Here is a 10,378-nt window from a genome sequence, read left to right as displayed (position 1 = left end):
ACTTAAAAGAGAACACACCTATGCTTTTTTCCCGTAAGGCGGTTTCCAAGCGTCACCTGCTGCTGATCGCAGCCGGTTTTAGCACCGTGTTGACTGGTTGCGCCACGTCGCCGGCCTCCAAGGTCGCGTCAAGCACCAAGGTCGAGTACTACCCGAACTGCTACGAGCCGGTGCAGCACTTGCGCGCAACCGATTCGAACATGACCAAGTCGGTTGTGACCGGTGCGGCCCTCGGCGCGGCCGGCGGTGCTCTGTTGGGTGCCCTGACCGGCGACTCCGAAAAGCGCGGCCGTAACGCCGCTATCGGTGCAGCGGGCGGCGCCCTGGCCGGCGGCGCAGCGGGTTACTACACCGAGCGTCAGAAGCAGATCACGGATGACAACCAGCGCATCGCGTCCTACTCCACTGACTTCAACAAAAGCGCTTCCGACATCGACCGGAGCACCGCCTACGCCAAGGCGTCCCAGCAGTGCTATCAGAGCGCGTTCACCAAGCTGGTGACCGATCGTAAAGCCAAGACCGTCAACGACACCGAAGGCCGCAAGCGCCTGGCGGAAATCGTTGCAGGCTTGAAGGAATCCAATGACCTGATCGTTGCGGTCAACGGTAAAGCCAGCGAAGACCTGAACAACTACACCCAGGCCTACGAGAAAGACCTGCAGCAAGTCGGTGTGCAGCGCAACGACGTGGTAACCGTTGCCCAGGCAGACGTGACGCCGCCAGTCGTGCCGGCCAAGAAGGGCAAGACGCCGGCAAAAGTTGCGAAGAAGCCGGTATTGCCAACCGTGCCGAAAGAAGCGGTGACCACCGAGAAGAGCATCCAGACCGTCCAGGCCAAGCAAGCTGAAAGCAAGCAGGTCGCCAGCGCCGGTAAAGCACAGATCGAAGGCACTTGCCGCGATCCAAACCTCGCCGACTGGGCGCCGGTGCCTTGCCCTAACGTTTAAGTAACATGTTGCTATAAGCGTTAAACGCTAACCGATCTCCTGCTAAAGCACGAGATCGGTGGCGTTCCTTCTGCAAATCGTTACACTGCTGCGGCCACTTAATAAATACACCGAGGCCGTGTGCATGAAATTTCGTCTTCTGCTGTGGGTGCTTGGCCTGATGATGGGCAAAGCCAGCCGCACCAACCCCGCTTTCCAGCAACAACTGGGTGACAAAGACCTGGCGTTCCAGTTGCAGACCCTCGACGGCAAGGTTGCCCGTCACTTCATCGTCAAAGACCAGCGCATCACCAGCCGTTCAGGGGTTCACCCTGCACCGGCATTTGCCATTGCTTTCAAAGATGCGGCCTACGGCTTCGCCACGATGCAGGCGAAGAACAAGCAACTGGCGTTCATGACGGGGATTCAGGACAAGTCGATCCAGATCAAGGGCAACCCGGCGCTGGTGATCTGGTTCCAGGGGCTGACCAAGTATTTGAAGCCGAAGAAAAAGAAGAAGGCCTGAAGGGTTTCTTCAGGGGTACCGAGATGAATTCATCGCAGGCAAGCCAGCTCTCACAGTTGACTGCATTCCAGGGTTGGAACTCGGTCAACTGTGGGAGCTGGCTTGCCTGCGATAGCGGTTTATCAGGCGACGGTGTCAGCCCTGGCTGAACTGCGATGCCAGCTCACGCAACAGCACCTCGGCATCCAACACCTTGCCGACCACTTCTTCAGCCTTGTCACGGCTCAAGCCCAGACGCTCAAGCAGCGCATCCGGAATCGCCTCATCCGGCCCGGAGCCAATGCCACGGCTGCGCAACAAGCGCACAGCCAAACACACCAGATTCGGATATTCAGCATATTGCCCGTCATAGGTCGGGTCGTGCTGGAAGCGCAGGGCGGTGGACAGCTCGTCCGGCATGTCCCAATAGCGCATCAACCAGGCGCCGATCTGCTCGCGGCTGATGCCCAGCAAGTGTTGCTCGACATAGCTGTGGCACAGGTGCGGGTTGACCTCGAGGTGGCGGCAGATCAGCGAAAAGTGCGGTGGAAACACATGGGCCAGCAGCAGATAACCGAAGTTGTGCAGCAAGCCGGCCAGGTAAGTCAGGCCGGCTTCCGGGCGCTGGGCGCGGGGCATGGCGCGCGTCAGGCCTTCGATTACGGCGGCGGTGTAGATCGACTGGTGCCAGTACGGCGTGGCCTGGTGCGGGTGGTCTTTCGGCAGGCTCAGGGTTTTGCCCAAGGCCAGGCCCAGTGCCAGGTTGATCACCAGATCAAAGCCGAGCACGCGCACAATGGCGTCTTCCACTGAACGAATCTTGCCTGGCGACGCGTAGTACGGCGACGCCGCCCAGCTCACCACTTGGGCGGCCAAGGCCGGGTCGGTCTCGACTACGCCGGTGATGTCATCGATGGTGGCGTTGGGGTCGACACGTAGCTTGATAATCTTCTGCGCCGTGTCGGCCAGTGGTGGAATCTCGATAGTTGCTTCCAGGCGCTGCTGGATTCGGCGAGCGGTGAAGGCCTGCATCGCCTGGGTGATTTCCTCGCGGTCATCATTGGGGCGGTCGAGGTTGGGGCGGATGTTACTCAACGGTTCGCCGAAGTGCCCGGCGCTGGCCTTGGTGAGCATGGTCTTGAAGTCGCCGCTGGCGATCTCCAGCAGCAGCCCGGCTTCGCCTGAGTGCACCAGCAGGCTTGGCTCGCTGAGCAGGCTGCCTTCGTACAGGCAAGGCGAGCTGGTCAGTGCCGGCAGGCCGGGCAGCAGGTTCAGATCATGCTTGGCCAACATGCGCTCGATGCGGTCCGGCGACACGGCTATGAGGCGGCGGCCGGTCAGTTCGGCGAGACGGCTGAGGTCAAGCAACTGGCTTTGCGGGAACAACACCATGAGCGCGCCAACGGCGTCTTCCAGCAACACTGCCTGGACTTTTTGCGCGGGATTCAGGCCAGGCTGTTCGACAACCTCCGTGTAAGGGATGGCGAGCTTTGCGAGCAGAGCCCGAATGACCGGCGGGGCGGTCAGTGGGGCTGTGGCGAGGGCGACTTCTGACATGGCCTGATCCAATTTCTTACAGTCATCGAAGTATAACCAGCTTGATACAACTGTTGGTTGGATAAGTGAGTCAGGCGTCACACTTGGCCGTATTGCTGCCCATGCCTGAGCCAACGATCGAGCAACGGGCTGACGTGATCCGGCCAGCGTTCAAGCAGTGCTTGCGCCGCATCACGCACGGCGGGCAAGAGGTCGGCGTCGCGCATCAGGTCGGCGACCTTGAATTGCAGCAGGCCGGTCTGGCGGGTGCCGAGCATTTCGCCGGGGCCGCGCAGTTCAAGGTCTTTTTCGGCGATGATAAAACCGTCGTTGGTTTCGCGCATGATGCCCAGGCGCTGACGGCCGATCTGTGACAGCGGCGGGTGGTAGAGCAGCACGCAGTGGCTGGCGGCGCTGCCCCGGCCAACGCGGCCGCGTAACTGGTGCAGTTGGGCGAGGCCCAGGCGCTCGGGGTTTTCGATAATCATCAGGCTGGCGTTGGGCACGTCCACACCGACCTCGATCACGGTGGTGGCCACCAGCAGTTGCAGGTTGCCGGCCTTGAATTCGGCCATCACGGCGGCTTTTTCCGCTGGCTTCATGCGGCCGTGGATCAGCCCGACCTTGAGCTCGCCCAAGGCACTGGTGAGGTCTTCATAGGTGGTTTCGGCGGCCTGGCAGGTCAGTTCTTCGGACTCTTCAATCAGCGTGCATACCCAGTAGGCCTGACGCCCTTCGGCGCATGCGCCGCGCACGCGCTCAATCACTTCCACACGCCGCGTGTCGGTGACCAGCACGGTGTTGACCGGCGTGCGGCCCGGCGGCAGCTCATCCAGAATTGACGTGTCGAGATCGGCGTAGGCACTCATGGCCAGCGTGCGCGGGATCGGCGTGGCGGTCATGATCAGTTGATGCGGGTTCATGCGCCCGCCCACACCTTTCTGGCGCAATGCCAGGCGCTGCTGCACGCCGAAACGATGCTGTTCGTCGATAATCACCAGTGCGAGGTTCTTGAACTGCACTTCGTCCTGGAACAACGCGTGGGTGCCCACCACCATCGGTGCACCACCGGCGATCTGTTCCAGTGCCGCCGCGCGGACCTTGCCCTTGAGCTTGCCCGCCAGCCACGCCACTTCCAGGCCCAGCGGTTCGAGCCAGCGCTTGAAGGTGATGAAATGTTGTTCGGCGAGAATCTCGGTGGGCGCCATCAGCGCCACTTGGTAACCGGCTTCCAATGCTTGCAAGGCGGCGAGGGCGGCGACCACGGTCTTGCCCGCGCCCACATCGCCCTGGATCAGCCGCAGCATCGGTTCGTGCTGGCTGAGGTCATAGGCAATTTCATTGCCCACACGTTGCTGGGCGCCCGTTGGCGCAAAGCCGAGGTTGGCCAGGTATTGCGCCGGCAGGCGCGTGGCCTTGGGCATCGCGGGGGCGCGCAGCGAACGCATGCTCTCGCGCAGGCGTTGCTGAGACAGCTGGTGGGTCAGCAGTTCTTCGAAGGCCAGGCGGTGTTGTGCCCAATGATGACCGAGCGCGAGTTCGTCGACATCAGCATCGGCTGGCGGGTTGTGCAGGTAGCGAATCGCATCGTCCAGCGGCGCCAGTTGATAGTCGCGGGCCAGTTCCAGAGGCAGCCAGTCGGGCAGGCTTTTCGGGCCGAGCAGGGTCAGGGTCTGCATGCACAGTTGGCGCAGGCGTTGCTGTGTCAGGCCTTCGGTCAGCGGGTAGATCGGCGTGAGCGTGGTATCGACCGGAGGCGGCTCGTCGCCGGTGATAGCGCGGTACTCCGGGTGATAGATTTCCAGGCCCGAGGCGCCAGGCCGGGCTTCACCGTAACAGCGCACGCGGGTGCCACGCTTGAGGCCTTCCTTTTGTGCATTGCTGAAGTGATAGAAGCGCAGGCTCAGCCCGCCGGTACCGTCCTGCAGCCGTACGACCAGACTGCGGCGCTTGCCCATTACCACATCGGCACCGCTGACGGTGCCTTCAACCACGGCGTCCTGCCCCGGGCGCAACTGGCCGATGGGCACCACACGTGTGCGGTCCTGATAACGCAGGGGCAGGTGAAACAGCACGTCCTGGAGGTTCTCCAGGCCGACCTTGGCCAACTTCTCGGCCATGGCTTCACCGACACCTTTGAGTGCCGTCACCGACACTCGCGACAGCTCAGTCATACGCTTGCTTAGCTCGCAGCAGGCGGCTTGGCCACCGAGCACAGGCGGATCGAGTCGGCGAGGATCTCAATGGCCTTGGGCCGCGGGAAGCTGGCACGCCAGGCAATGGCCACGGTACGGAACGGCACGGGCGGCGTGAGTGGGCGCACAGCGATCACGCCAGGGGCGTAGTGATGGCTGTCCACTGCCGACAGCGGCAGGATCGAGATGCCCAGGCCGGAAGCCACCATGTGCCGAATGGTTTCCAGGGAGCTGGATTCCACGGTGGTGTGCTTGGCGCCGTCGTTGCCCTTGGCCAGGGTCGGGCAGGCTTCCAGTACCTGGTCGCGGAAGCAGTGGCCTTCACCGAGCAGCAGCAAGCTCTTGTCGTTGAGCAGGCCGGCGTCGATGGTGTCTTTCTGTGTCCACGGGTGTGAGGCCGGCATCAATACATAGAACGGCTCGTCGTAGAGCGGCAGGGTCAACACGTCTGCCTCGTTGAACGGCAGGGCAATGATGATCGCGTCCAGCTCGCCGTTGCGCAGTTTGTCGCGCAGTACGTGAGTGAAGTTTTCTTCGATATACAGCGGCATCTGCGGCGCAACGCGGTGCAGTTGCGGGATCAGGTGCGGGAACAGGTACGGGCCGACGGTGTAGATGGCGCCGACTTTCAGCGGTGCGGTCAGCTGGTTCTTGCCGGCCTGGGCCAGCTCGCGAATGCTTTGGGCTTGTTCCAGTACCTTCTGGGCCTGGGCAACAATGCCTTCGCCCACTGGCGTGAGGCGCACGGCGCTCTTGCTGCGCTCAAAAATCAGCACACCGAGTTCGTCTTCAAGCTTTTTCACGCCCACCGACAGCGTCGGCTGGCTGACATGGCAACGCTCGGCCGCATGGCCGAAGTGCTGTTCTTGGGCGAGGGTCACGATGTAGCGTAATTCTGTAAGAGTCATAGCGGGCGTCCATGAGGTTGCGGGCCAAGCATACCGGCTGCAATCGATAGACGCACGTTATCAGACACGGTGGTGTTTACGACACCCAGTAATCGAGTGTCGTAAGTACGCGTTTAGCTCTGTGGGTACTTGAATGTAAAGGTTTCGGTGAAGGGAGACCACCACTCGGGCACACCGGTTTCTTTGTCGACATGGTGGAAGAAACCCTTGATTTGCGGGCTTTCGTAGCGCAGTACGACGGTGTAGGTGCCAGGGCCGTCCATCTTCACGTTGTTGGCGTAGTGTGCGCCGTCTTTGGCGACCATTGGCAGCAGGGTGCCAATCTCCTTGTAGTCCGGCGCGCCTTGCTTGACCAGGGAGTACGTGATGGTCAGGTACGGTACCCATTCTCCGTTGGCCAGGCCGTACTTGTTGTCGGCGGTGGCGTGGACGTCGGTTTCCAGGTGCACTGAATCCTTGCTCATGACCATGCCTGGCGGCATAGGCGCCATCTCAATGCCCACCAGATAGGACGATGCGATTTCCATGTCGTTGGCTTGTACCGGCCCGCCAATCGGGTATTCGCGGGCCTGGGCCAGGGCGGATACGGACGCAGCGCCGACGAGCACCAGCGCGGTGGCCAATGGTTTACTCAGGTATTTCATGTGGCAGCTCCTTTGGAGGGGGAACGTGAATGAATCAATCGATTACCCGTCACCAGGAGTAGCAGCGTGACCACCCAGGCAACCAGCTGAACGCCAAGCGGTCGATCGGTGTAGCCCACCAGCGCTTGCAGCGCTCTGCCGGTGAGGCTGGCATCGGAAACCAGCCAGGAGGTGTCCCAGAGCTGATAGCCCCAGGCAGGAATCAGGTCGATACCGGCCAGTATCGCGGCCGCGCGCCCGGCCATACCGGCAGCGAGCAGGGCGATCATCCAGGCGGTAATCGAGAACAGACGCTTGAGGCTGACGGCGATCAGGCCGCGATACAGCAGCCAGGAAAGCGCTGCACCGGCGATGATGCCGAGCACGCCGCCGGTCAGCATTGTGAGCGGGTCGGTCTGGGTCGAGGCGGCAATGCCATAAAGGAACAGCACGATTTCCGAGCCTTCGCGCAACACCGCCACGGTGATCACGACGGCCAATGCCCAGAGTGATTTTTCGCCACGCAGTACGGCACTGCCAGCGCTGCGCAGTTGAGTCGCCAATTCGCGACCATGGGTGGCCATCCACAGGTTGTGCCAGCCGAGCATGATGACCGCGACAATCAGAATCGCCGCGTTGAAGATTTCCTGACCGAACCCTTCCAGCGCCTGGGTGATTGCTCCGGTGAACAGGGCGAGGAGGCCTGCACCCAGCACGCCGGCGGCGATCCCGCCGCCGATAAACAGGCCGCGTCGTGCCAGGCCCTGGGTGGCGGCCATGATAATCCCGACCACAATCCCGGCTTCCAGCACTTCACGAAACACAATCAATAAACAAGCGAGCATGGCCTACTCCTTCGGCGCGACGGCGGTGACCGTGCCTTTGGCCTGGTCCGGGTGGTAGTCATCGAAAAAGGTGTAGGTGCCGGGGTGCAGCGGGCCGGCGAAAACGGTGACGGTGTTGCCGGGAACGATGATCTTCTCGAACTTCATGTCATAGCTTTCGAACTCATCGACGCTCTCGTCATGACTGGTGAGCTGGATGCGAAAACGTTCGCCTGCCGGCACCTCGATGCTTGAGGGTGTGAAGGTGTGGTTTTGAATGCCCACTGTGACCAGTCGATCCGCATGGGCGGCGACAGGTAGCGCGAGCAGGGCGAGAGTCAATCGGGCAAGGTCGGGCATGCCGAATATCCACTAATGAGAACCATTCGCGAATAATTGGCTTCGTATTGAAATGTTACAAGTGAAGATCGAGCGCACGCTTAACCTGTTCAATCTCTGTTCAGGTTTGAAGCGATGGGATTGGGAAAAGCAACCGTGGGCACCTGGAGTGCCCACGGAGAGGGTTATCGGCGACGCTTTTCGATGTTGTAAACAAACGGCGCGACGATTTCGACGCTGCCACCTTTCAACATATCGGCCGGTGGTTTGGGCAGTGGCTGGGCACGACGGATCATGTCCAGGGTCGCTCGGTCCAGGTCAGCGTTGCCGGAGCGGCCGACCAACTCGTAAGACAGCACGTTGCCTTCGGCATCGACTACAAAGCGCAGGCGGTTCAAACCTTCCTTGCCACGCTGTTGGGCGCCTGGCGGGTACTTCTTGTACTTCTGCAAGTGCGCCAGCAGGGTGCCTTCCCAGGAAGCTTTGGCCGCTACCTGTTGTGGCGATGGGCCAGGAGCTGGCTGCGCCGATTTTTCAGCCGGTGTGTTGGTCGGTGGGGTTTCGCTCGGCGGCTCCTCGGAAGGTTTTTCCTTGGGCGGCTCGGGCTTCTTCTCCACTGGCTTGGGTGGCTGAGGCTTCGGTTTGGGCTTGACCGGCTTGGGTACCTGGATTGTTGGCTTGGGCGCCTCGGCCATTTTCGGCAGGGGCAGCTCTTCCACCGGTGCCGGCGGCTGCGGCGGCGTAATCACCTTGGGCGGTGCCGGCGGCGGCGGTGCGGGCATTGGCGCCAAGTCGATGACCATGGCGGCCGGTGGCAGTTGCACCGGATGTGGCGCGGACCATTGGAGCGCGATGATGATCGCGACGGCATGCACGCCCAGCACGACGGCGAGGCTGGTGCCATAACGCGTCAGTTTGTGGCGCGTCGTGATCATTTCTTGGCTGCCGTCTCAAGTCCGACCAGGCCTACCTTTAGGTAGCCGGCTGCCCGCAGGGCATCCATCACGCTCATCAGGTCGCCGTAGTCCACGCCCTTGTCGGCCTGGAAGAATATCGTCGTGTCTTTCTTGCCCTGGGTCTTGGCGTCGAGTACCGGGCCCAGGGTTTCAGTTTTGACTTCTTCTTCGCCCAGGAACAGGCGCTGGTCCGCTTTGACGCTGAGGAAAATCGGTTTTTCCGGCCGCGGCGCAGGTTTTGCGCTGGACGCGGGCAGGTCGACCTTGATGTCCACGGTGGCCAGCGGTGCCGCCACCATGAAGATGATCAGCAGCACCAGCATCACGTCGATAAACGGCGTGACGTTGATTTCGTGGTTCTCGACGAGTTCGTCGTCGCCTTGATTCAAATGCAGGCCCATGGCCGATTACCCCACTTTCACCATGTGCGGTTGCGAGCTGCGCTCGGTAGGCAGGTGATCGAGGTCGCGGCTGACCAGCAGCAGGACTTCTGCCGATGCGTCCGATACCTGGGCCTTGTAGCCGGCAATCGAACGGGCAAAGACGTTGTAGATCACCACCGCAGGAATCGCGGCAACCAGGCCCAGAGCCGTTGCCAGCAGGGCTTCGGCGATGCCGGGGGCAACGACGGCGAGGTTGGTGGTCTGGGTTTTGGCGATGCCGATGAAGCTGTTCATGATGCCCCACACGGTACCGAACAGGCCGACGAAAGGCGCGGTGGAGCCAATGGTGGCCAGTACGCCGGTGCCGCTGCTCATGTTACGGCCACAGGCTGCAACCAGCCGCTCCAGGCGGAAGCTGACGCGTTCCTTGATGCCTTCTTTTTCGCGGGTGTTGGCCGACAGGCGCATTTCTTCCAGCGCGTCCTGTACCAGCAGGTTGGCCAGGGTGCCCTTCTTGGTCGCGGTTTCGCTGGCTTGCTTGAGGGTGGTGGCCTTTTTCAAGTGGACGATTTCAGTGCGCAGGCGGCGCTTGGCGCCCAGCAGCTCGAAGCCCTTGGCGATCCAGATGGTCCAGGTAATGATCGAAGCGATGGCCAGGCCGATCATCACGGCTTTCACCACGATGTCGGCGTTTTGGTACATGCCCCATGGCGATAGGTCATGGGCCATGCCCAAGGTGTTGTCTTCTTCGAGTACCACACCGGAGTCGTCGGCAGGCGCTGGGTTTGCAGCCTGGGCAGGATCGGTGGCGACCGGCGCTGCGACAGGCGCAGTCGGGGTTGCAGGCGTGTGCTCGGCAGCAGCCGGAGTGGCTGGGGCGGTGGCATCAGCGAATGCGGCGGTCGGTGCCAGCAGTACGCTGAACAGCAGCGCAGCAATCGCACGCCAGGCGCGGGATGGGCTGTGAAGCTTGGTTGGCGAAGCGGGGTTTGTATTACGTGTCATGCTGGCCGGACCTGAGAGAGAAATGAGTGATCGTCCTGCCAGACCCTTGGAGGCCGAGGACAAATGGGGGGGTTATTATTGCAAGTAATTCTTGTTAACAAAAGTAATACAGTTACTTAATTTGTCCTTTTGCTGGCCGCTGGTCATCTCTGGCGGCTAATCTGCGCCTTTAAGAATG

Annotated in this window: 11 protein-coding genes; 2 read left to right on the top strand and 9 right to left on the bottom strand. The window is 61.4% G+C overall.

The genetic code is table 11. The features are described 5' to 3' along the window. Positions 1–20 precede the first annotated feature (20 nt). Together tagQ and ACI77D_RS08765 are read left to right on the top strand one after the other, a co-directional pair. Positions 21–947 (top strand): type VI secretion system-associated lipoprotein TagQ, encoded by a 927-nt coding sequence (tagQ, locus tag ACI77D_RS08770; RefSeq protein WP_128589686.1) that lies wholly within the window; start codon positions 21–23, stop codon positions 945–947. A 124-nt stretch (positions 948–1,071) separates the two neighbouring features. Next, positions 1,072–1,452, top strand: a complete 381-nt coding sequence (locus ACI77D_RS08765) for a hypothetical protein (protein WP_053258816.1) — start codon at positions 1,072–1,074, stop codon at positions 1,450–1,452. Positions 1,453–1,587: 135 nt separating this feature from the next. On the opposite strand, the gene ACI77D_RS08760 is transcribed toward ACI77D_RS08765, so the two are convergent. The 9 genes from ACI77D_RS08760 to exbB form a co-directional block, all read right to left on the bottom strand. Continuing rightward, the gene (locus ACI77D_RS08760; protein WP_407016395.1) at positions 1,588–2,988 is read right to left on the bottom strand and encodes an aminoacyl-tRNA deacylase and HDOD domain-containing protein; all 1,401 of its coding nucleotides are present in this window, start codon (positions 2,986–2,988) and stop codon (positions 1,588–1,590) included. A gap of 77 nt (positions 2,989–3,065) precedes the next feature. Next, positions 3,066–5,141, bottom strand: a complete 2,076-nt coding sequence (recG, locus tag ACI77D_RS08755; RefSeq protein WP_221295902.1) for an ATP-dependent DNA helicase RecG — start codon at positions 5,139–5,141, stop codon at positions 3,066–3,068. An 8-nt stretch (positions 5,142–5,149) separates the two neighbouring features. After that, positions 5,150–6,070: a LysR substrate-binding domain-containing protein gene (locus ACI77D_RS08750; RefSeq protein ID WP_407016394.1), complete on the bottom strand. Its 921-nt coding sequence runs from the start codon at positions 6,068–6,070 to the stop codon at positions 5,150–5,152. 113 nt (positions 6,071–6,183) lie between these two features. Continuing rightward, positions 6,184–6,714 (bottom strand): iron transporter, encoded by a 531-nt coding sequence (locus ACI77D_RS08745; RefSeq protein WP_064454732.1) that lies wholly within the window; start codon positions 6,712–6,714, stop codon positions 6,184–6,186. Further along, positions 6,711–7,538, bottom strand: a complete 828-nt coding sequence (locus tag ACI77D_RS08740; protein WP_128589680.1) for an FTR1 family protein — start codon at positions 7,536–7,538, stop codon at positions 6,711–6,713. Before ACI77D_RS08740 ends, ACI77D_RS08745 begins: the two co-directional genes overlap by 4 nt. Positions 7,539–7,541: 3 nt before the next feature. Next, positions 7,542–7,877 (bottom strand): cupredoxin domain-containing protein, encoded by a 336-nt coding sequence (locus ACI77D_RS08735; RefSeq protein WP_064454730.1) that lies wholly within the window; start codon positions 7,875–7,877, stop codon positions 7,542–7,544. Between the two features lie 164 nt (positions 7,878–8,041). Further along, a complete protein-coding gene (locus ACI77D_RS08730) occupies positions 8,042–8,791 on the bottom strand; it encodes an energy transducer TonB (protein ID WP_064454729.1) in 750 nt (249 codons plus the stop codon). After that, a complete protein-coding gene (gene exbD, locus ACI77D_RS08725; protein ID WP_017526806.1) occupies positions 8,788–9,213 on the bottom strand; it encodes a TonB system transport protein ExbD in 426 nt (141 codons plus the stop codon). The genes ACI77D_RS08730 and exbD overlap by 4 nt, the downstream gene beginning before the upstream one ends. Before the next feature lie 6 nt (positions 9,214–9,219). After that, positions 9,220–10,200, bottom strand: coding sequence for a tonB-system energizer ExbB (exbB, locus tag ACI77D_RS08720; protein WP_064454728.1), 981 nt, complete (start codon positions 10,198–10,200; stop codon positions 9,220–9,222). Between the last annotated feature and the right edge of the window lie 178 nt (positions 10,201–10,378).

Source organism: Pseudomonas sp. O39, assembly GCF_045447295.1.
Lineage (GTDB): Bacteria > Pseudomonadota > Gammaproteobacteria > Pseudomonadales > Pseudomonadaceae > Aquipseudomonas > Aquipseudomonas antarctica_A.
The sequence above is the reverse complement of the archived record's forward strand: the minus strand, read 5'-3'. Positions and strand labels throughout refer to the sequence as shown.

Coding starts and splice junctions, on each gene's coding strand:
- ACI77D_RS08765 (WP_053258816.1), top strand. CDS start 1,072: ATGAAATTTCGTCTTCTGCTGTGGGTGCTTGGCCTGATGATGGGCAAA.
- ACI77D_RS08745 (WP_064454732.1), bottom strand. CDS start 6,714: ATGAAATACCTGAGTAAACCATTGGCCACCGCGCTGGTGCTCGTCGGC.
- ACI77D_RS08730 (WP_064454729.1), bottom strand. CDS start 8,791: ATGATCACGACGCGCCACAAACTGACGCGTTATGGCACCAGCCTCGCC.
- tagQ (WP_128589686.1), top strand. CDS start 21: ATGCTTTTTTCCCGTAAGGCGGTTTCCAAGCGTCACCTGCTGCTGATC.
- exbD (WP_017526806.1), bottom strand. CDS start 9,213: ATGGGCCTGCATTTGAATCAAGGCGACGACGAACTCGTCGAGAACCAC.
- ACI77D_RS08760 (WP_407016395.1), bottom strand. CDS start 2,988: ATGTCAGAAGTCGCCCTCGCCACAGCCCCACTGACCGCCCCGCCGGTC.
- ACI77D_RS08750 (WP_407016394.1), bottom strand. CDS start 6,070: ATGACTCTTACAGAATTACGCTACATCGTGACCCTCGCCCAAGAACAG.
- ACI77D_RS08740 (WP_128589680.1), bottom strand. CDS start 7,538: ATGCTCGCTTGTTTATTGATTGTGTTTCGTGAAGTGCTGGAAGCCGGG.
- recG (WP_221295902.1), bottom strand. CDS start 5,141: ATGACTGAGCTGTCGCGAGTGTCGGTGACGGCACTCAAAGGTGTCGGT.
- exbB (WP_064454728.1), bottom strand. CDS start 10,200: ATGACACGTAATACAAACCCCGCTTCGCCAACCAAGCTTCACAGCCCA.
- ACI77D_RS08735 (WP_064454730.1), bottom strand. CDS start 7,877: ATGCCCGACCTTGCCCGATTGACTCTCGCCCTGCTCGCGCTACCTGTC.